Source organism: Bacillus sp. AP50, assembly GCF_040492675.1.
GTDB lineage: Bacteria > Bacillota > Bacilli > Bacillales > Bacillaceae_G > Bacillus_A > Bacillus_A cereus.
Window position 1 is genome coordinate 1 of sequence record NZ_JBEUTW010000155.1, and the last position, 22,829, is coordinate 22,829.

Sequence of the window (22,829 nt, forward strand, 5' to 3'; positions counted from 1 at the left end):
AAAGTAAAGTTTTTTCTTAAATTATTTTTTGTTCCCACTGCATTGCTTTTAATTCACCTGATCCGGCTACTACATAACCCTCTTTTTGATTAACAATGCGCCATCCGTGCCCTTTAACTGAATCACATACTGTAACAATACCTTCTTCAAGAAGCACACGGCACACACTACTAATACCCGCCTTATTTTGCGTTGAAGTTGTATATAAAACATGTTGATCTACACTTAAGTCTAAATAACTACTTGCTTTCTGCTCACTTTGACATGTGTGCCAATATATTTTTTCACTTGCAATACTTTCATCTATTTTACAATAAGAAATATTCCCGCTAACTCCCTTGCACGATCCACTTGCCGCTACTAAATAAGAATCGTGTAAAGTCAACGCGGAGATCATTTGATTCATCGCAATTTTAATCCTCTTTAATTTACGTGTCTTCAAATCAAAGAGCCAAACACCACCATATTTAGCATGTATTTTCGTACCAATAAATAAGTAATGTTTATATAAAAATAACGATCGAATAGACGGTGCCGCACTGCCATACTCAAGAAACGGATGAATAGTTTCCCATGTCGAACCGAAATTATTAGAAAGATACAGCGTTTTTTCTCCATGAGCAACAACAGTTCCTTGTACATTGCTACATACATTCCAACTCGTTGCTTTTGTTGGAAAACGCTGAATTGTCCAGTTCTCTCCACCATTCATACTACGAATAAAAATCCCTTCGTCACCTACACCATAAACTACATTATCTTCGCTATGTAAATCCCTAATTCGTTTTTGAAAACCATTTAAAATTCGTTTCCATTCTCCGTCTTGTTCAACAAATAAGCCATTATATGTAGTAGCTAACAACAGTTTTCCATCTCTTAACTTTGTAATAGCAGTTGCACTTAACATTGTCTCCACGTTGACACTCCCATTCTTAGAACTTCTCAGCAAATGCAATTGCAAAATTACTGCATTTTTCAACATCCTCTTCATCTTCTGGAGCTAATTCAATTTTTAGCCCTTCTTGTACAAGCTCTGCACCGCGCTCTACAAGACGTTCTTCAAATATCGTTACCGCTTCACAAAACAGTTCATACGCTGTATCACCCGATCCGAACACCGCTACCTTTTTCCCAGCTAAATCTATATTTTCTAAGTCATCATGAAAATCTTCCGCTTCAAATGGTAATTCACCATCGCCCCACGTATAAGATCCTAAAATGATTCCATCATAAGCTAATAATTCTTCAGCATCCATGCCTTCCATTTCTTGCAATACTACTTCATGATCAAAAGCATCTAAACTAACTTTAATTAAATCAGCAATACTCTCTGTATTTCCTGACATACTTGCATAAGCTATTAAAATTTTTGCCACTTTGGCATCCCCCTCTAACAATAAATGATTCTCATTCTCATTATATTAATAATGAGAATCAATTTCAATTGATTTTTTTCTACTTTTATTTACATTTCACATCTGACTATTTATATTTCATTTTAAATATCTACATTCATATTCAACTATTGCCAAATCTATCTTCAAACATTATTGTATTATCATCATTTCACATTACTTATTTCAAATAAAAAATGTTTTTGTATCATGCTCAATCTCTAATCAATTGTTCACTTTACAGAAAGAGGAGTCCTTATGATGAGAAAGTATTTTATTAGATTTTTAAAAGCAACCTCCCTTTTAACAATATTCTTACTAATAGGAGCTGCTATTATTTTATTCGGTACTTCATACGGTCATAATTTACGTGTTATCGCAGCCGAGAGTATTTTAACTTCTCAGCATCCACAATATGCAAAATTCACGTTATTGTCTGATGAAGAATTAAATGATATTTCTCAATCCATCACAAATCCAAAATGGAAAAATAGTGAATTTTTAACTTCTAAACTTTCAAAAAAAGAGTTAGAAAGACGAAAAGATTTACCACTAGATGTTTCTATTGAAACAATAAAGAAAAAATATAATGATCATTTTTTCGAAGGGAAATTAATGACAATTAGTAATCCATTCAACGTAAAACTTGTTACCCAGCAAGGTTCAGAAGGTAAAGACGTCGGAGAAAAAATATACGTAATGGCAAAGCGAAACCATGCAGTTGCCGCTGTCAATGCCAGTGGTTTTTGGGATGAAACCGGGCATGGTGGTGGTAAAACCGGAATCGGTATTGTTATTGAAAACGGTAAAGTTATAAACACGCCGAAAGATATTAATACCCCTACCCTCACTAGTGGTATTACAAAATATGGACAAATGGTTTCTGGAGAGTTTTCTGCTAACCAATTGTTAAATAAAAATGTTGTTTCCGCTGCTGGATTTATGCCTCAGCTAATTGTAAATGGAGAAAAAATGATTACAAATGATGGTGGTTGGGGATATGGCCCTCGAAGCATTATGGCTCAGAAAAAAGATGGATCGATTATGTTTTTCGTCATTGATGGTAGACAACCTCATAGCATTGGTGCTTCCTTGAGAGATTGTCAAGATATTCTTTATGAAAAAGGTGCTGTCAATGCGATGGCAATGGACGGTGGATCATCAGCAACATTATATGCAATGGGAGATATTTTAAATATCCCTTCCACCTTATCTCATAAATCACGCTATTTACCAAACGCATGGGTAGTTACAGCGAACCCTAAGCAACAAGTTCATGTAACAATAGACGGTAATTCTGCGAGCTCTCAAAAAATTTCTGAATTAACAAGGACGACTGCTATAGCTTTCAATAAATAAAAAAGCACAGATGACTATACAATCATCTGTGCTTTTTTATTACTTTTTAAAAATACCAAACGGCTTTCCAACTGGTAAAACAACTTTTCCGAAGTGTGTGTTTAACACTGCTGCTGCTGAACCATAGAAAGATAATAATGAAATAAGAAGTTCAGAATATGCTGCTAAATTATGCATTGCATGCGGCATAACACCTAAAGTACTTAATGAAAGACCGATAAATAAGAAATCAATAAGGACGAAAATCATAAATAATACTTTATGTGTTTCCATTGCACCAATTGTCATAAAGATTGTGAAAATCAAATATCCGATAAAGGCTACACCAAGCTGTTTTGAATCTGCAGCTTGTGCTAATTTTTCGCCAAATACTCCAAGTTGAATTAACCAAGTCATTCCAACACCTAGCCAAAATAGACCGTACGCACCGAATGCTGTTGTACCGAATGTATTGTTATGCTTTGCATCATGAATGCAAGCAAAGATTTGTGCAAATCCTCCTAAAAAGATTGCCCACGGTAATACAAGTGAAACGCCATCTGTTAAGCCTAACTTTTGAGATGATGCTACAAGTGTTACCATCGCTAATCCAAATAGACCAATTCCAGATGGATCTGCTGTTGTCATTTTCACATGATGTGTAGTAGTTTGATTGCTCATATAAACCTCCTGATTATAAACATACTCGAATACAATACTTAAATCAGAAGCCTATGTCAATGGTTTTTTTTGTATGTTGTCAGACGTTATATTTTATAATGATTAAATATATTTCCGACCACTTCATAAGGTTTTATATTCACTTTTTCCAACTCATTTATCGGTAGCCATAACGGAATATAACTTCCTCTACCTTCCCACTGAAATTCCTCAGCTGTTCCACTTCCGAACACTCCGCCTGTAATATAGGCAGCATAATAATATTCATTTCCTTTATATTTTACCTTTGCAATAAGGTGCTCCACTTTTATATGTACCCCTAATTCTTCGTATACCTCTCTTTTCGTTGCCTCTTCAGGCGTTTCACCTTCCTCAATCCCTCCGCCAGGAAACACATAATATGTTTCCTCTTCTCGAATACGTTTTATAAGAGCGATTTTTCCTTCCTGTACAATGATAGCCGCTCCGCGATTTCTTATCATTTTATTACCTCAATACGAATCGCAACTGTTCCCCACTCTTTTTCTTGTTCTTTCGTATATATTTTGTATGTACTTTCTAACATTTCCTCTAAACTATCATTTTCACAATCCAATAATTTTTTATCGATTTGTTCATACATGGCTTTAAAGCTCTCGTATCGCTTTATTTCCGTTACTTTTACCGTCATCATTTCTTTTGTCGTAAGATTCGTAAATACGATTTCATCGCCTTTGTTTATTAGTTGACGTTTTTCATCGTATAGGCGTACTTCATATACTTTTTTTCCTGATTGAATTGACTGAAACGGTTTATTATATAGACCCATTTCGTATCGCATACATCCCACTTCCTTTTGTTCATTTCACCTATTAATACAGTTCACATTACTACATCTTGCATATAATATTCCATACGTATCACTTAATTGAGAAAGGAGGCTGAAGAAGCATGTTATATTTAAATCAAAAACCTGAATATAATAAATATGATATTGGTGATTATACTTATAGTAAAGTAGGGCCAACCATTTTTTCTTGGAACGATGAAACAAAATTAAAAATAGGTAAGTTTTGTTCATTAGCAGAAGAAGTCGTTTTCATACTTGGCGGTGAACATCGCGCAGACTGGATAACAACTTATCCATTTAATGCACTTTTTGATGAAGGAGCACATATTACTGGTCACCCTTCTTCAAAAGGTGATATCGTAGTCGGCAATGATGTATGGATTGGTTATCAATCCTGCATTTTATCTGGTGTTACAATTGGTAACGGGGCCATTATCGGCGCCAGGAGCATTGTTACAAAAGATGTACCCCCGTATGCAATTGTAGCTGGTAATCCTGCAAAATTTGTTCGATATCGTTTCCCGCAAGAAACGATTGACAAACTAGAGAATCTCGCATGGTGGGACTGGGACATTTCTGTTATAAAAGGAGCCATTCCATTACTACTCTCCGACAAAATCGACGAATTTTTCACCTCACCCGAAAAAGAATCTACATGATAAATACAGAAAGAGCATCCTTCTTTCCGGATGCTCTTTCTGTATTTATTTTTTATTTATTTGCAAATGATTACACGGAGAACATTGAAAAGGAATTTTCCCTAAGCAATTAAGATTCGTTTCACAAATTTGTTCTATCGTTGGAACAAATGGAATGACAACTATGTTACTTTCTACCATTTGTGTAACAGGTGGCAATACTGTGCCTACTTGATGTTCGAAACGAATACTCGCTTGATTTATATAATTTCCTGAACCATTTGGCGCGCTCTGCACTACTACTTGGAACGAAACTGTCCGTGCTTCACCTGGATTTAAATTTCCTATAATAAAACCTGATACTGGGTTTACATTTGGCACTGGCGTATTATCAATCGTTACAGTTCCAAGGACAAATTGAACACTACTATCTAACATATCTTGAAAACGAATATTTTGTATTGCTGTATCCCCCGTATTTGTAATAACTGTCGTAAACGTAATAACATCGCCAATTGTTGCTGCCTGTAAATTTGCCGTTTTTACGACTGTCGTTGAGACATTTTGAGAAATAAACGGGATAACAACTGTATTGCTATCACCTTCAACTACTACTGGCGGCTCATTCGGATTTACAGTTGCGAGCCCATTTGCTATAGCAGTATTTGTAACTAAATTATTTATTTGTCCTCCTGTTATTACAACTTGGAAATTAATAATTGCTGCGTCATTTGGCTGAAAATCACCTAACGGAATACCGGTATTCGGATTAGCAAATGGAAGAGGTACATCATTTACCGTTACCGTGCCATTTATAAATAAAGTATTCGGATCAATGATATCTGTTAAAACAATATTCGTCACAGGAACTGTACTGTCATTTATAACGGCAATTCCATAAGTGACAACATCTCCTACCATCGCTACTTCAAAGTTTGCTCCTTTTGCAACAAATAAGATTGCAGTATTTACCGTCACTATAACTGTATTGCTCGTATCCATCACTGTAACTGGAGGCTCCCCTGGTACTAAAATATATTCTGCTAACGCCCCAGCAACGTTCACTACTGTACCACCATCTGGAAAGCTCGTAATCGTAGCTTCATATGTTACAATCGCCGTCTCACCAACTGGAACGTCTACAATCGTAAATCCAACCTGCGGATTTACTCCCGGACGAGCTACTCCATTTACAGTTACACTATTTGGTACAAAAACAGCTTCCGGAGATAGGACATCGATAAATTGAATATTCATCGCATCAGCAGTACCAGTATTTAATATTCGAACCGTATACTTTACTGTTTCTCCTACTCCAACAATTGAATGATCTACTTCTTTTTGCATATCTAAACTGCCTCTATTTACTGGTGTGACTGTCGTATTACTTGAATTCGTAATTGTAAACGGAGGTTCTCCTGGAATTAATTCAAAATCACCCGTTACTCTTGCTGTATTCATAATGCTACTAGAAGGCGGAACTGCGATTACATTTACTTCAAATGTAATTAATACGCTATCCCCTACTGCAAGATTAGGCAATGCAAAGCCTACAAATGGATCTAAACCTACTTGCGGAATCCCATTTATTTGTACACTTCCAGGAACGAATTCTAAACTAGGTGATGGAACATCGCTAAACTGAACGTTCGTCGCTGTTACCGTTCCCGTATTTGTAACTTGCACACTATACGTTAACGTATCTCCTAATCGTGTCGCTTCTTTATTTACAGATTTTATAACGCTGAATCGTCCTCTATTCACTCTAGTTATCGTCGTATTACTCGGCTCTGTTACTACAACCGGTGGCTCTCCTGGCACTAAAGTAAAGCTTCCTGTTATATTTGCAACGTTCGTAATTGTTCCTGATGACGGGATGTTTGTAACTGTCGCTTGAAACGTCACTATAACTGTTTCACCAACTGGGATATCTCCAACTCCAAATCCAGTAATCGGATTTAAGTTTGGTTGCGGGGCTCCATTTATCGTTACACTATTTGGTACAAATGACGCACCTGTTGAAATCGTATCAATAAACTGAACATTGTTAGCTGTTACTGTTCCTGTATTCGTTATTTGCACTGTATACGTCAATACATCTCCAACTAGAGTAGCGGCTCTATTTACTTGTTTAATAACATTAAAGCGTCCTCTATTTACAGTTGTGAGTGTTGTATTACTTGGCTGATTTACTATAACTGGTGGTTCTCCTGGTACTAAAATAAAGCTTCCGGTAACATTTGCCGTATTGGCAATTGTTCCGTTTGACGGAACGCTAACAACTGTTACTTGGAATGTGACTTCTACACTTTCACCTGGAGTTATATCCGGAAGTGAGAAGCCAGTGTTAGGATCTAATCCAGGCTGTAACACACCGTTTATCGTTACACTATTCGGTACGAATGTTATAGAGGATGGTAATACATCACTATATTGAACATTCGTCGCTATCACTGTTCCCGTATTTTGAACTACTGTTGTATATGTGATTGTATCGCCTACTGCAACAACCGGCTGACTTACTGATTTTAAAACATTCAAACCAGATTCATTTATTTCTGTTAATGTCGTGTTACTTGTCGTCGTTTCAGTAATAGGCGGCTCTGTTTCACTTACAGCAAACGTAGCCGTAACGTCCACAAAGTTAACAACTGTTCCACCTTGAGGTATGCTCGTTACCATCTCTTGGTATGTGACAAGTACAAAATCACCTACAGGTATATCTGGAACTGCAAAGCCTATGAACGGATCTAATCCTGGTTCTGGCACTCCGTTTATACTCACACTTCCTGGAACAAATGCTACACCACTCGTACTAGAATCAAGAAATTGGACATTCGTTGCCGGTACCGTTCCAAAGTTAAAAATTAGTACATCATAGGTTAATATTTCCCCAACCGTCGCTGCCTCTTTATCTACTATTTTTACTGGAAAAATTGAAGCTATATTAATTGTCGTAACGACTAAATTCGTTAATATCGTTTGCGTAATTGGTGGCTCCTGCGGATTCGGTTGTGAAGTAAATGTAACGTCAGCATCATTTAATATGACTTCATTATCAGGAATTTCCGTAATGGTCACTTGGAACGTTACAGAAATACTCGCACCAGCATTTAATAACGGACTAACTGTAAAGCCTATTTCTGGATTTAATCCAGGTTGCTGTATTCCACCTATCGTTACACTGTTGTCAACAAACGTCGTCCCTTCTGGAATGACATCTTGGAAGAGTACATCTGTAACAGGGATAATTCCTACATTCGTTATTAGCACTGTATACGTTAATACATCCCCAACAGCCCCAGTTGCAATATTTACTGTTTTTATTGCTATCACTTCACCAGGAGGAGGTAACGGTATTGTAACTACCGTTGTATTACTTGAGTTCGTTGTTGTTACAGGTGGTTGTAAAGGATTCAATAAGAAAGTAGCTGTAGCAGACGCTGTGTTTAGAACTGCCCCAAGCGTTGATGGTGCAACAACTATCACTTGGAATGTTACTGTCAATGATGTGCCAGCTGCAATATTAGGAAGCGGGAAACCAATATTTGGATCAAATCCAGGTTGAGGCGTTCCATTTATCGTTACACTATTTGCTACAAATGTTGTTTCTGGAGCAATCGTGTCAATGAAAGAAATATTTGTAGCTGCAACTGTACCTGTATTTCGTATAACAACAGAATATGTGTAAGTCTCTCCAAGTGCTGCTTGTTGTACAGATGAAGATTTTTGTATAGTTAGTCTCGCTGTATTTACTTGTGTTACTACAAAATTACTATTTGTAGTAGTCGTTATAGGAGGTCCTGCCGGATTTATAAGGAAATTTGCAGTAACATTCGATTGATTTCTTATATTTCCACCACTCGGAACGCTTGTCACTGTCACTTGGAACGTAATTGTAGCAGTTTGCCCAACTGGAATATTTGTAACAGGAAAACCCACTATAGGATTCGCACCTTGCTGAACGACTCCATTAATCGTTACACTATTCGCTACAAATGTAGCTCCAGATGGGATTGGATCTTGAAAAATAATATTCGTTGCGGGGACAGTTCCTGTGTTTTGAATAAGAATCGTATACGTTAACGTATCTCCTACACCTGCTTGTGGTGTATTTACACTTTTTATTACATTAATTGATCCTACATTCACTCGCGTCACAACAATATTACTAATCGTTACAATTGTAATTGGTGGCTGGAGAGGACTTACTTGGAAATCAGCAGTTACATTCGCATTATTCGGAAGAACTCTATTTGGTGGTACACTCGTGATTGCCACTTGGAAAGTAACTGTTACTATACCTCCTACTGGAATATTAGCAAGTGGAAATCCAGTTGTCGGGTTTAAACCTGGTTGAGGTGTCCCGTTTATTGTTACACTATTCGCTACAAAAGTGGTTCCAACTGGAATCGGATCAAGGAATGATACATTTGTCGCTACTACCGTTCCACTATTTTGTATAGCAACTGTATATGTTAGTGTATCTCCTACACCTGCTTCAGTAGCGCTTACACTCTTCATTACATTTAGTCCTGAGGAATTAACAACTGTCATAACAGTATTACTTGGAACCGTCACAGTAATTGGTGGCTCTGTTGGATTTACAAGAAAATCTCCAGTTACATTCGCGTTATTTACAACATTATTCCCTGGCGGAATTTCATCAATTAATACTTCAAATGAAATAATTACACTCGCGCCAGTAGGTAAATCATTTAATGGGAATCCTAGTCCTGGATCTGTCCCCTCTTGTAAAACACCATTAACCAATACACTATTTTCAATAAATAATGTCCCTGGCGGAATTGAATCTTGGAAAAATACACTTGTAGCTGGTACACTACCTGCATTTATAACTTCGATTGTATATACTAAAACATCTCCTACCGTTGCCACATTCGTATTCACTGCTTTCACAACTTCAAAGTTCCCTGATTGTACTGTCGTATTCACAACGTTACTCGGTACATTGATTGTTACTGGTGGTTCATTCGGATTCACTTGAAAGCTTGCTGTTACATTTGCTTGATTTAAAATATCTTCATTTTCTGGATTCTGTACAATTACTACGTCAAATGTGACTACAACCGTTTGAGCCGCAGGAATATTCGGAAGAGAGAATCCTGTATTCGGATTTAGTCCACTTTGCTGTACTCCATTAATTGTTACAGAATTTGCAACGAAGGAAACAGCGGAAGAAATAGTGTCTTGAAATAACACATTTGTTAGCGGAACGTTTCCTGTATTTTGAACGGCAATCGTATATGTTAAAGTATCTCCTACTGCTGCTTGTGTTGTATTCACTTCTTTTATTACATTTAAACCGCCTGTATTAACTTGTGTCACAACTGTATTCGTTTGTCTATTAATCGTTATTGGCGGCTGATTCGGAATAACGACGAAATTAGCAGACACATTTCCGCGATTCGGAATCGTACCTCCTGATGGCGTAGAAGTTACTCGTACTTGAAATGTAACTGTCCTAGTCCCACCTGGAGATATGTTAGCAACTGTAAAGCCAGTTGCCGGATTTGCCCCAGGTTGCGAAATTCCATCTACAGTTACACTATTTGTGATAAAAGTCGTTCCAGTTGGGATTGGATCTTGAAAAATAACATTCGTCGCAAGTACATTTCCTGTATTTTGAATTGTTACCGTGTACGTAAGAACGTCGTTAACCGTTGCAAAAGCTTTATCCACTGTTTTTCTCGTTGTTATATCAGCTATATTAATTGTCGTAACTACAGTATTGCTTGTCGCTTGCCCTGAAACTGGTGGTTGACCAGGTACTGGAGTAAAGTTAAATGTTACACTCGCACGGTTTGGAATTGGATTGACAAGAGGGTTTGATGTCACTCGAACTTGAAAGCGCACTACAGTCGTTTGCGATGCATTAATACTTCCAAGATTAATACTACTTGCTGGATTCGCTCCTGGACGTGCTACCCCGTTTACCGTAACGCTATTTGCGACAAATGTTGTTCCAGCAGGGATACTATCAACAAAAATAACATTGTTTGCAGTGATGTTTCCATTATTCGTTACATTAACCGTGTACGTTAATACATCATTAAGTGTTGCCGTCTGTAGATCTACAGACTTTTGCATACTTATAGTTGCTTGATTCACTGTCGTTTGTACTGTATTTGAAGAAGACGTACTTGCAATAGGAAGGCTACCAACGAAAGGACGAAATTGGTAAGACACCATTGCACGATTTGAAATAGGATTTGGATTTGGAAACGATGTAATTCTTACTTGGAATGTAACGATTCTTTGAGCATTATTTGGTATCGTTCCTAAATTAATTCCACTAGCTGGATTCGCACTTGGTTGTGTTACTCCACCAACCGTTACACTACCAGCTATAAATGCTGTGCCGTTCGGAATACTATCTTGTAATATAACGTTGTCCGCACTTCCTGTTCCTGTATTCGGAACTGTAATCGTATAAGTGAGAATATCTCCTATACCTGCAACTGCTTTATCAACAGATTTGACAGGATTTATAATCGGTCCCGTCGCATCAATTTGAACACCAAAACCAGCCGCTGCATAACCATCACCATTTGTAACGAACCGAACGGTTGCTGACGTTTGATTATTTACTAATGATGATGAAGCATCTACGTTTGTAATATCCCATCCTTGTCTTCGAACAGCCAAAGCTATCCCTAATGGCTGATTCAAATCTCCAAACGTTCCGGTTGTATCTAATTCCCCAAAGTCATTACAAATTTGAGATTGAAAGAAATTATTTGCCGGATTTCTCGGTCCGAATAATGCAACTGTAGCATTTGGGTTTGGTCCAAAGCGAAGTTGATCTCCAGAAATGTTGGAATCTCCCTCTTGAACAGTTACGAGTACTCTTCCTGTAACAGCTCCTGTAGCTGGAGTAGCAAATCCTGAAATAGTAGCATCAACAGGCGGGGATGAAGCATCAATAATTTCTTGGCCTGCATAAACTGACAAATTCCGAAGAGGTAAACTTGCATTTTGATATACAACCTCAAGCGTCCAGCCAGCTGAACGACTGATTGTTGGATCAGCTGAAGTTCTTGCAGCGGGCACAGCACCTGTTGTATATGTGCCTGCCCCACCTGCACTAACAAGATTCGTTACATTAGCAGAGCGAGCATAATAAAACTGATTTCCTACTGAACCTTGCTGCGCGGTAGCGGGATCTGGCGTAACAGCAAACGTCCCTGATGGTGTTGTAAATGTAATATCATCATTTAAAAATGGTAAAACATCTTCCGTATCAGTCCGAAAAGTACCAGCCCAAACTAACTCTGCATATAGCACACTACTCCCCGCCGGAAGATTTAAAATTGCACTTGAAGAATTCAATTGCCATTCATCCGTCGTTCCTGCTGGGAACCCTGGTACTTGCAGCGCTGTATTTACCGTAGTAAATACAGCAAGTGTACCAAAAATATTACCTGGCGCAGGTGATGTAGGGCTAAGCCCTAACGTGTTCCCAGTGAACGTGACGGCACCAGGTACTGTTGTTGTAAAACGGTTTATAAAAGGCACACAATCATCTCATTTCATTTATAGTAAAAAGTGCTCTATACTATAAAATGTAGACAAACTATGCAATGTACGTTGTCCAACAAAATTCCGCACATACGAGAGGAGTTTATAAAACTATGCGCTACGTTATCATAACAGGAACTTCACAAGGTTTAGGTGAGGCTATTGCCACTCAATTGTTAGAAGAAAGTACAACTGTCATCTCTATTTCTAGAAGAGAAAATAAAGAACTTACTAAACTTGCAAAGCAATATAACAGCAATTGTATTTTTCATTCCTTAGATCTTCAAGATGTACATAACTTAGAAACTAACTTTAAAGAAATCATTTCATCCATTAAAGAAGACAATGTATCCTCTATTCATTTAATTAATAATGCAGGTACAGTTGCACCTATGAAGCCGATTGAAAAAGCAGAAAGTGAACAATTCATTACGAACGTTCACATTAATTTACTTGCACCTATGATTCTTACATCTACGTTTATGAAACATACGAAAGAATGGAAAGTAGATAAACGCGTTATAAATATTTCATCTGGTGCAGGAAAAAATCCTTATTTCGGATGGGGCGCTTATTGTACGACGAAAGCTGGTGTAAATATGTTTACACAATGCGTAGCAACTGAAGAATGGGAAAAAGAATATCCAGTAAAAATCGTCGCTTTTGCCCCCGGTGTTGTTGATACAAATATGCAAGCACAAATTCGTGAAACAGCTAAAGAAGACTTCACAAATTTAGATCGCTTCATTGCATTAAAAGAAGAAGGAAAGCTATTATCACCTGAATATGTTGCGAAAGCTATTCGTAACTTACTAGAAACTGAGGAATTCCCTCAAGGCGAGGTTATTAGAATTGATGAATAACAAAAAGGCGTGCTAAAATAGCACGCCTTTTTGTTTTACTTCTCTAAAAATATGAGCACAGATTCCGCAATTTGTTCATAACCAATTTCTTGATAAATTTTATTAGATGTCGGATTCGCTAGATCAGTATATAACGTAGTCGTCTGATAGCCTTCATCTAACATACGTTGACTAAGTGCTGCTACACAATGAGATGCATACCCTTTTTTCCTTGCTTCTTTCGGCGTATATACGAAATTGACTGTTATATTATTTTTAGTTGGTCTCGTTTTTGCAGCTACAGAAACGAGTTTCCCATCCACTTCCAAACCAAACAGTCGATTTGTAGTTATTAATGTATACGCAGTTTGTTTTGCTTCTTCTTTCGTAGTAGGAAGCTTTACGTCTTCACAAAATTGATATATCCACTGTTCTATTAATGGTAATTCATCATTATTTACCGCTCGGAAAAGTCCATTCGCATTACACTTCTTCTTTACTCTGTTCAGCTCATACACACCTTGCTCCATTGCAACATTCGTTTTTTTATTTTCTAATACGGCAATCTCTTCCGCTAATTTCTGTATAATTTTCTTATTACCGATCAATCCAGGAATATCCGGATATACTTTCGTTAATTCTTTTGCAAGTTCCTCAATAGTTACTCCCGCAATTTCAGAAGTTGCAACAATGATTTGTTTCTTCTCTTCTGTTTGCAGAAATACAACCGCAATTTCTTCTCCTTGTTTCGCTATCCCCATAAATATCGGTTCTTGGACCATTTGTAATACACCTAATATGAGATTGTTTTCCTGCTCATTCTTTTCTAGAAATGGTGTAACATCTTCTTTAAAATGAAAAATCTCTTCATATACATGTAATTAAATCATCGACAATCTCTTCTCTCTATTCATAGTTTAATTAAGTATTGGCGATTAATTCATCAAATCCCTCTTTTACGATTCAATAATATTCAAAGCTAATGTATTCAAAGCATTTTCAGCTTGTAAAATTCTCTGTTTTTCCTTTTCAAATACATCTTCTTCTTTTTGAAATGACTCTTTTCGATTTTTGATCATGCGCTCCATCTCTTTTTTACTCGGTCCACCGTATACATTTCTTTTTTGAATAAAAGCTTCTGGCGATATAATTTCTTTCCACTCTTTTTCTAATAAATTTATTTTAAAATGTTCTTGCAAGTACATATTTACCTCTTTGAAGTGTAATTCATGTAGTTCTTTTTTCTGCTCCAATGACATATTTGCAATAGCACTTGCTGCATGATGAGCATGCCGAAATGGAATTTCATAGTTTTTTGTTAAAACATCGGCGAAATCCGTTATCGTTATTGCATGTTTATAGGAACGACTTTTTAACGTTTCTTCTTCTACTTTCATCGTTCGGATCACTGCATTCATCATACAAAAAACACGAATTGCCTTTTCAATCCCTTTATATAAATATGGCTGCAAGTCATCTTCCGTATCGACAATATCACCAAATGGTGTATTATGAATCATTTGAAATACTGTAAATGCTTCTCCTAAAGCACTACTCGTAATTGCACGAGCATGTTCAATTGAAACCGGGTTTCGTTTTTGCGGCATAATACTACTGATTTGTACATATGACTTTGCAACAGTAATACCGTCATATTCTTTCGTTGCTAACAACAAAAAGTCATGAATCCATCTACTCGTATTCGTCATCATTACCATAAGTAGCGAGCTAACTTCTAATAAATAATCCGCTCCAGCAACAGCATCATATGAGTTCTCAATTACATTTGTAAATCCAAGTAGATGAGCAACTCGTTCTCGTTTAATCGGGAAACTTGTTGTAGAGAGTGCAGCCGCCCCCATTGGAGACTGATTTAAAAGCTGGTACGTTTTTTTCATTCGTTCTAAATCTCTTTGCATCGTATCATAAATTGCTAACGTATAATGACCAAATGTTGTTGGCTGTGCTGGTTGTGTATGTGTATAAGCTGGCATAATCGTTTCCTTATGATCAGCAGCAAGTTGCAGTACACTTTCTTGCAATAACAAATGATGTTCTATTAATCGTAATACATATCGCCTTAAACTCATGCGATACATCGTTACGCCCATATCATTTCTACTTCTACCAATATGCATATTACTTACAAAATCGCATTTCGCTTCTTGAGAAATTAAATGTTCGACTAAAAAAAAGAGATCTTCATGCTGCTCTGTATAGAGCAATTGCTCTTCTGGAATTCCCTCTACCTTTTTTAATGCGTGTAATATAACTTTAGCTTCTTCCTTTTTCATTAAATTTTCTTCCGTCAGCATCGTAATATGTGCTTTATGCACTTGAAACATATCTTTCAATAAGTAATTTCGTTGAAAATCAAATACATGTTGTAATACACAATCCACATATGTTTTCCCAGGGAAATCAGCGCCTTCACTCTTTATAAACTCTTCTTTACTTTGTTTCATCACCTTTTCCCCTCTCACCTAATTATTACTACCCATCATACCCAGAGATAGAAAAAAAGTGCTTGTACATAAAAATAAACCCGGTGCTCTCTGCACCGAGTTTATTTAATAAAAGTCGCATCATACTTATCACTTTGCAACACTTGGAAATGCAAGTTTGCTAAATGTTTCCGTATTTCTGCACTATCGTCTTCATTTAAATTATTCGCCAAAAACACAATTTCTGTACAGTTTCCACGTTTATCCATAGCATAAACTGCTTTTGTAACCGTCCATGGTGTGTAACCATTCTTTTGCCCCGCATGTCTGAATGTTTTACGGTATTTCTTGGCACTCATGTCTGTTTCAACGATATTTGCCCACACTTTTTCTTCAGCCTCTGTCAAGCCACCTTTATGGTTTGCCTTTTGAAGTAATACCATATAATCATTTGCAGAAGCTGCTGGTAATCTATCTGACCAAATTTTGTCGTAACGTTCCTCTAAATAAAGCGGAATTTCCTTCTGTAATAATGGTCCCTTCTTCTTTAAGCGTTCATGAATAATCATCGCATATTCACGATATTGCTCTTGAGACATTTCTTTTAACTTTTTCTCTATTTTATATTTTGGAACATGTAATTCTTTATGCAAATATCCCGGGATATACAAAGATGAAACGATTGGAAATAGTGGTTGATGTGCAGGAAGTGATAAACTTTGTAAATTTCGATTGATGTTATCTAATCCTAACAATTCCATTAAGTATTCAGCATTTGCATTCGAACTAAACTTAACCATTCCTTTTGCCACTTCTTCTAAAGAAACCGCTCCTTCAGTTATCTTACCCGTCTTCTCCAAATACTTTTGCCATCTATCTTGTGCACCACCATCTGTATTCGGCACATAATAACGATTCACATCATTAATCGACACGAAACTAGAAGAATCAATTTTCCCTTCAGTAACTTGTTTCGTATATTCAAGCGCCACAATTAATTTCATCGTACTAGCAACTGGCAATACAACATTTGGGTTTACAGAATAAACAACTTTATCATTTCTCTTTACTAGAAGCGCACTATTTTTTTCATCTTTATGTTCTTCAATAAAAGATGCAATATACTGTGCATCATCATTATTTGAACTCCACACTTTTTTCACTAAAAAGTTACCCGATATTAGCAAAACAAAAATACCCACAATTACTGCGCATACTATAGTTTTTTTCAAGTAAAATTCCTCTCCTATTGTGTAACTCTTCTCTATTTATCATTTAAAAACAAAATAATGGAGATGGTCATTTAAATAACCATCTCCATTATTTTAACTTGTATGCTCCTATTATGTCTACGTCATAAATTTCACAAAATCCTCAAGAAACTTTTTATAATGTAACGACCAACCAATTCGCACCCAATTTTTTAATGCTTTTGCATCAGGTTGAGGCCGAAAATCAGCAATACTCTCTCCTTTTGCAATTCCAACTGTATCTACATCGACACGACGATATACATAATCTAAAAGGGATGGATTTGCCGCAACCATCATTGTAACGACGTCATGTACTGGACTTCCTTTTATTTTCGGATTTAACTTTCTATAAGCTTTATAATAGTACGTAAATATCGGCTCGATTAACTTATTAAAACTCGTTTTAGAGTGTTTCGTAATATATTTTACCATTTCCGGTGTAATAATTGCTTCAGATGTAACGTTAAGTGGCACTAATGTTACATTTTTGGCATTTTGCATAACTAATTGTGACGCAATGGGATCACCATGAAAATTCGCCTCTGCGACTGGTGTTACATTGCCAGGCATTAAGAAAGCACCGCCCATTATATAATATTCTTTCACATACTTCATCATCGGCTTTTCTAAAATAAATGCTGTCGCTAATGTTGTTGATCTACCAGCATCGACTATTATTAATTCTCCTTTATATTTTTCAAGAAGATCAAAAAATGTACAAAAAGGCTTTATATTTGGTGAAAAAGTTTTTGGAGGTTTAATTGGCCCTAAACCGTCTGTCCCATGAATTTCTGGATAATACGTCGTAATATCTCCGGATAAAGGAATTTTCGCACCATTAATAACAGGTATATCTTCCCGTCCTGCCATTTGCAATAAATATGCGGCATTACTTGTCGCCTTTTCTTGTGTTACATTTCCATATCCCGTTACTACACCAACAATATCAATATCAGGATGCAACAATCCATACATAATTGCTAAAGAGTCATCAATGCCTGGGTCTCCTAAAAATAATACTTTTTTCATCGACCTCAACTCCATCCCCTCAGTTGTTATTAATTTATGAATAACCGTGGATATACAGAATAAAAAATGAACAAATTCACACAAAAAAACGCAGTCTTATAAGGACTACGTTTCTTCAGCTAACCTATACTGTTTTTTTTACAGCACTCATACTTCCAATGATGTAAGCGATAAACGCAAAACAAATCGGGAAGACAACTGTATGTATACCGAACGGATTTGGATAGAAAAGATGAATACACATATATGAGCCTACCCCAACTAAAATAGACGCAAGCGCTCCTGTAGCATTTCCTTTCCTCCAATATAACCCTAATACGATTGGCCAAATGAATGCTGCTTCTAATCCACCGAAAGAAAATAAATTTAGCCATATTAAAAAATCTGGTGGTTTAATTGCCGCTGCATAAACGAGTAGTCCTACAATACCCGTAATCCACAAACTTCCTTTTTTTATCGTACTGTCTGCTGCATCTTTATTTATGTAATTTACGTATATATCTTTAATAATTGACGAGCTTACAAGTAATAATAAAGAGTTTACTGTAGACATAATCGCTGCCATCGGTGCAGCTAAGAAAACTCCAGCTAACCAAGGTGGCAACACTTCCATCGCAAGTAGCGGCATTACTTTATCTGGTACCGTTATACCTGGAAGTACTACTCTTGCAAATACACCTGTTAAATGCATACCGATCATAATTGTGCCAACGACAACGGTTCCAATTATTAAAGCTTGGTGCATCGCTTTTGAATTTTTATAAGACATGGCACGCACGCTAATTTGCGGTAAACCGACAACGCCAATTCCAATTAAAATCCAAAATGATGTAACATATGATTTCGTTAAACTGCCATCTGCTCCGAATGGTGTAATTAACTTTGGATTAATTTGAACAAGTTCCTGCATAATCTTTTCAATTCCACCACCAGCAATGACAGTAGCAATTAAAATGATTGTTGTTCCAACTAACATAATGATTCCTAATAATGTATCTGATAGAGCAACTGCACGAAATCCACCAATTAATACGTACACAAGTACAGAAAAAGTAAATAAAAATAGTGCTGTTGTATACGATAGCCCCGTTAGTGACTCGATTAATCGTCCACCGCCGACCCACTGGGCTACTGTCGCTGAAAATAAAAAGATAATAATACATAACGCAGAAAGTATAACAACTGCTTTATTATTGTATCTCCCTTTTAAATAATCGATAAGAGTAATTGCTTCCATCTTCCTAGCGATAATTGCAAACTTTTTACCGATAACCGTTAAAACGATATACCCTGTTACAACTTGAATCGCAGATAACAGTACCCATCCAAGACCCATATTGTAAGCAATACCAGGGCCACCAATAAAGCTACTTGCACTACCGTATGTAGCAATCATTGTCATCGCTAATAATAAACCGCCTAGCTCACGCCCACCAAGAAAATATTCTTGCAAAAATTTATTATGAGCAGTTGCTTGCACGCGTCTTGAAGCATATACACCAATTAAAAATACAACGATAAACGAAATTATCATTGGAATGATTACATACCAATTCATCTATTATTCCTCACTTTTTTCTTCCTCATCGAGTGAAATATCTTGAAATACAAAACGAACAACTAAACTAAGTAAAATAACCATAACGATAAATCCAACGATACAGCTATAAAAAAACCATGCGGGAAAACCTAATACATATGTATATTCATTCGGATTTTTACTACCAAGCCCATAAGCAAATCCGTACCAAATTATAAAATTAATAATAGCAAGTCCAAGACCAATTAACGCTTCTCTATGGGCTATTCGAAAGCGTGGATCATCATGATAATCTTTCATTTTTACCCCTCCTCTCACGATGTATTATTGTACCATTGTTCTTCTAGTTTTTCCTACTAGAAAGCAAAAACAAGCAGGATTTTTTATAATCATATAGAAGATTCTCTTACATTACATATTTTTTACAATTGTAACACAAATGAAATTTGAATTTTCAGTATTTATTAATTATGATTTTAATTAGAGGCTTTCCATCTAGTTTCCACATCCTTGATTTCGGAATAAGCGCCGTCTCGTACTGCGTTTACATTATATTTTCAAGGGGGTTATACAATGAGTCAACTAGCTGTAAATCTTCATGAAAAGGTAGAGAAGTTTCTTCAAGGTACAAAAAAGTTATATGTGAATGGATCTTTCATTGAAAGCGCTTCCGGTAAAACATTTAAAACACCTAACCCAGCAACTGGTGAAACACTTGCCGTCGTTTCTGAAGCTGGTCGCGAAGATATTCATAAAGCTGTAGTCGCAGCTCGTATGGCTTTTGACGAAGGTCCTTGGTCTCGTATGAGCACTGCTGAGCGAAGCCGTCTCATGTACAAGTTAGCTGATTTAATGGAAGAACATAAAGAAGAGCTTGCACAGCTCGAAACATTAGATAACGGAAAGCCAATCCGTGAAACAATGGCAGCAGACATCCCACTTGCAATTGAGCATATGCGCTATTACGCTGGCTGGGCTACGAAAATCGTTGGTCAAACAATTCCTGTTTCCGGTGATTACTTTAACTATACACGCCATGAAGCTGTTGGTGTCGTTGGTCAAATTATTCCTTGGAACTTCCCGCTTCTTATGGCAATGTGGAAAATGGGAGCAGCGCTTGCTACAGGATGTACAATCGTTTTAAAACCTGCAGAACAAACTCCACTATCTGCTCTATACTTAGCTGAATTAATTGAAGAAGCTGGATTCCCGAAAGGTGTTATTAATATCGTACCTGGATTCGGTGAATCAGCTGGACAAGCTCTCGTTAATCATCCACTCGTTGATAAAATTGCATTTACCGGTTCTACTCCTGTCGGTAAACAAATTATGCGACAAGCATCCGAATCATTAAAACGCGTTACACTTGAGTTAGGCGGTAAATCACCAAATATCATCTTGCCGGATGCTGATTTATCTCGCGCGATTCCTGGTGCACTTTCTGGTGTTATGTTTAACCAAGGACAAGTATGCTCTGCTGGATCACGCTTATTTGTTCCGAAGAAAATGTATGATAATGTCATGGCTGATCTCGTCCTCTATTCTAAAAAACTAAATCAAGGTGTCGGTCTTAACCCTGAAACAACAATTGGTCCTCTCGTTTCTGAAGAACAACAAAAACGTGTAATGGGCTACATTGAAAAAGGGATTGAAGAAGGCGCTGAAGTACTTTGCGGAGGAAGTAATCCATTCGATCAAGGCTACTTCGTTTCTCCTACAGTATTCGCTGACGTAAATGATGAAATGACGATCGCAAAAGAAGAAATTTTCGGTCCAGTTATTTCTGCAATACCATTTAACGATATTGATGAAGTAATTGAACGTGCAAATAAATCACAATTCGGCTTAGCGGCTGGTGTGTGGACAGAAAATGTTAAAACAGCACACTATGTTGCAAGTAAAGTACGTGCAGGTACAGTGTGGGTAAACTGTTATAACGTGTTTGATGCAGCATCTCCATTTGGAGGATTTAAACAATCTGGTCTTGGCCGTGAAATGGGATCTTATGCATTAAATAACTATACAGAAGTAAAGAGCGTTTGGCTTAACTTAAATTAATGAAAAGAACCTGACCTATCCGGTCAGGTTCTTTTCATTATGTATTCCTTTAAACTTGCAGTCCTCCGCTCACATTTAGTACTTCACCTGTAATATAAGATGCGTATTCTGATGCTAAAAAGGCTGCTGCGTTCGCAATATCTTCTGGCGTTCCAATTCTACCAACTGGAATAGCGCCAACCATCTTTTCTTTCACTTTATCTGGTATCGTTTTGGTCATATCTGTATCCATAAACCCCGGACAAATCGCATTACAAGTAATACCGAAACTTCCAACTTCTTTCGCTGCTGTTTTTGTTAATCCTACAACTCCAGCTTTCGTTGCAGCATAATTTGCCTGTCCAATATTCCCCTCTCTACTTATAGAAGAAATATTAATAATTCTTCCATATCCTTGTTGTCTCATATAAAGAAGTGCTGGTTGCATACAATAAAAAACACCAGTTAAATTCACTTGTAATACTTGTTCCCAAGCAGATTTCTCCATTTTATGTAACATTGCGTCTCTTGTAATTCCAGCATTATTCACCAAAATATGTAATGTACCAAATTTTTGAACTGCATATTCAATTAACGACTTTGCTTCATTTTGATTACTCACATCACATCGATATGAGCACACTTCATATCCTTCATCTGATAACTCACGTGTCGTTTTTTGTAGCTTCTCTTCATTTACATCGCTAATTAATACTTTCGCCCCTAGCTTTGCATAAACCCTTGCAATCTCTTTTCCAATTCCCTGTGCAGCTCCTGTTACAACAGCTGTTTTCCCATTTAAAAACTCCATTCCTATCCCCCATTTCTATTACTTATACTGTATATTTCGGCTTTTTACTTTCCAACTCCTCTTTGTATAAAAAAGTCTATTTGTGTCAAACTAACTTTGCAACGTCGCATAAAGTGAAACTTTAATTAGTGGGAAGTTTGTTCATCCCCACTGATTATCAGCCCTCACCAATCGGGCATTTACGGGCAGTTAATCTCCCACCTAGCTTCTTTGTTCCATCTGAGTTTTAAGGTTGGAGTTTTACTACCCGTTATGCGGGATAAAGTGCAAGGAGATTGTGTCGAATGAATAAAAAGAATTTCAAACAAAGCAAAGCAACGGATGGCATTGATGTTGAGTTCTCTCGCGAACTCGCTGACCACAATGACTTAGAAGCAAACGCACGTGCAAATGCCGCTGATGCACGTCAAAAGCGCCAACCAACCGAAAAATAAGGTACATCACAACCTTA

The 22,829-nt window shown here is 37.0% G+C and carries 18 protein-coding genes; 5 read left to right on the forward strand and 13 right to left on the reverse strand.

Annotated features, from left to right (window positions below; all coding sequences use genetic code 11):
- Positions 1–16: 16 nt before the first annotated feature.
- Positions 17–916, reverse strand: a complete 900-nt coding sequence (locus tag ABWK52_RS13420; protein ID WP_097796151.1) for a WD40/YVTN/BNR-like repeat-containing protein — start codon at positions 914–916, stop codon at positions 17–19.
- A 16-nt stretch (positions 917–932) separates the two neighbouring features.
- Positions 933–1,376: a flavodoxin gene (locus tag ABWK52_RS13425; protein WP_001062752.1), complete on the reverse strand. Its 444-nt coding sequence runs from the start codon at positions 1,374–1,376 to the stop codon at positions 933–935.
- Between the two features lie 279 nt (positions 1,377–1,655).
- Here ABWK52_RS13425 and ABWK52_RS13430 point away from each other — a divergent pair, with 279 nt between their 5' ends.
- On the forward strand, positions 1,656–2,753 hold the full coding sequence (locus ABWK52_RS13430) for a phosphodiester glycosidase family protein (RefSeq protein WP_001233794.1): 1,098 nt from the start codon (positions 1,656–1,658) through the stop codon (positions 2,751–2,753).
- Positions 2,754–2,792: 39 nt separating this feature from the next.
- Here ABWK52_RS13430 and ABWK52_RS13435 read toward each other — a convergent pair whose 3' ends face one another.
- From ABWK52_RS13435 to ABWK52_RS13445, 3 genes are all read right to left on the reverse strand, one after another.
- Complete coding sequence (locus ABWK52_RS13435) at positions 2,793–3,413, reverse strand: acetate uptake transporter (protein WP_000070938.1); 621 nt, start codon at positions 3,411–3,413, stop codon at positions 2,793–2,795.
- 86 nt (positions 3,414–3,499) lie between these two features.
- A complete protein-coding gene (locus ABWK52_RS13440; RefSeq protein WP_000620829.1) occupies positions 3,500–3,895 on the reverse strand; it encodes an NUDIX hydrolase in 396 nt (131 codons plus the stop codon).
- On the reverse strand, positions 3,892–4,233 hold the full coding sequence (locus ABWK52_RS13445; RefSeq protein WP_001268348.1) for an ASCH domain-containing protein: 342 nt from the start codon (positions 4,231–4,233) through the stop codon (positions 3,892–3,894). The genes ABWK52_RS13440 and ABWK52_RS13445 overlap by 4 nt, the downstream gene beginning before the upstream one ends.
- Before the next feature lie 110 nt (positions 4,234–4,343).
- On the opposite strand from ABWK52_RS13445, the gene ABWK52_RS13450 reads away from it, so the two are divergent.
- Positions 4,344–4,901 (forward strand): CatB-related O-acetyltransferase, encoded by a 558-nt coding sequence (locus ABWK52_RS13450; protein WP_000966305.1) that lies wholly within the window; start codon positions 4,344–4,346, stop codon positions 4,899–4,901.
- A 45-nt stretch (positions 4,902–4,946) separates the two neighbouring features.
- On the opposite strand, the gene ABWK52_RS13455 is transcribed toward ABWK52_RS13450, so the two are convergent.
- On the reverse strand, positions 4,947–12,419 hold the full coding sequence (locus ABWK52_RS13455) for a DUF7507 domain-containing protein (protein ID WP_098542293.1): 7,473 nt from the start codon (positions 12,417–12,419) through the stop codon (positions 4,947–4,949).
- Positions 12,420–12,535: 116 nt separating this feature from the next.
- Between ABWK52_RS13455 and ABWK52_RS13460 the strand changes: the two genes are divergently transcribed.
- A complete protein-coding gene (locus ABWK52_RS13460; RefSeq protein WP_098542291.1) occupies positions 12,536–13,285 on the forward strand; it encodes a (S)-benzoin forming benzil reductase in 750 nt (249 codons plus the stop codon).
- A gap of 35 nt (positions 13,286–13,320) precedes the next feature.
- Here the strand turns inward: ABWK52_RS13460 and ABWK52_RS13465 are convergent, their stop codons facing one another.
- The 6 genes from ABWK52_RS13465 to ABWK52_RS13490 all read right to left on the reverse strand — a co-directional run bounded on the left by ABWK52_RS13465 (position 13,321) and on the right by ABWK52_RS13490 (position 19,830).
- The gene (locus ABWK52_RS13465) at positions 13,321–14,127 is read right to left on the reverse strand and encodes a GNAT family N-acetyltransferase (protein ID WP_255289051.1); all 807 of its coding nucleotides are present in this window, start codon (positions 14,125–14,127) and stop codon (positions 13,321–13,323) included.
- Positions 14,128–14,220: 93 nt separating this feature from the next.
- Positions 14,221–15,729, reverse strand: coding sequence for an argininosuccinate lyase (argH, locus tag ABWK52_RS13470; RefSeq protein ID WP_000813961.1), 1,509 nt, complete (start codon positions 15,727–15,729; stop codon positions 14,221–14,223).
- Between the two features lie 101 nt (positions 15,730–15,830).
- The gene (locus ABWK52_RS13475; protein WP_000751366.1) at positions 15,831–16,940 is read right to left on the reverse strand and encodes a serine hydrolase; all 1,110 of its coding nucleotides are present in this window, start codon (positions 16,938–16,940) and stop codon (positions 15,831–15,833) included.
- Between the two features lie 117 nt (positions 16,941–17,057).
- Positions 17,058–17,990: a nucleoside hydrolase gene (locus tag ABWK52_RS13480; RefSeq protein ID WP_000756459.1), complete on the reverse strand. Its 933-nt coding sequence runs from the start codon at positions 17,988–17,990 to the stop codon at positions 17,058–17,060.
- A gap of 124 nt (positions 17,991–18,114) precedes the next feature.
- On the reverse strand, positions 18,115–19,548 hold the full coding sequence (gene panF / locus ABWK52_RS13485; RefSeq protein WP_001104819.1) for a sodium/pantothenate symporter: 1,434 nt from the start codon (positions 19,546–19,548) through the stop codon (positions 18,115–18,117).
- 3 nt (positions 19,549–19,551) lie between these two features.
- The gene (locus ABWK52_RS13490; protein WP_000656239.1) at positions 19,552–19,830 is read right to left on the reverse strand and encodes a YhdT family protein; all 279 of its coding nucleotides are present in this window, start codon (positions 19,828–19,830) and stop codon (positions 19,552–19,554) included.
- 273 nt (positions 19,831–20,103) lie between these two features.
- Between ABWK52_RS13490 and dhaS the strand changes: the two genes are divergently transcribed.
- Positions 20,104–21,588, forward strand: coding sequence for an aldehyde dehydrogenase DhaS (gene dhaS / locus ABWK52_RS13495; protein ID WP_000080279.1), 1,485 nt, complete (start codon positions 20,104–20,106; stop codon positions 21,586–21,588).
- 49 nt (positions 21,589–21,637) lie between these two features.
- On the opposite strand, the gene fabG is transcribed toward dhaS, so the two are convergent.
- On the reverse strand, positions 21,638–22,378 hold the full coding sequence (fabG, locus tag ABWK52_RS13500; RefSeq protein WP_000395029.1) for a 3-oxoacyl-ACP reductase FabG: 741 nt from the start codon (positions 22,376–22,378) through the stop codon (positions 21,638–21,640).
- A gap of 284 nt (positions 22,379–22,662) precedes the next feature.
- Here fabG and ABWK52_RS13505 point away from each other — a divergent pair, with 284 nt between their 5' ends.
- Positions 22,663–22,812 (forward strand): YfhD family protein, encoded by a 150-nt coding sequence (locus ABWK52_RS13505; protein ID WP_001035813.1) that lies wholly within the window; start codon positions 22,663–22,665, stop codon positions 22,810–22,812.
- Positions 22,813–22,829 lie beyond the last annotated feature (17 nt).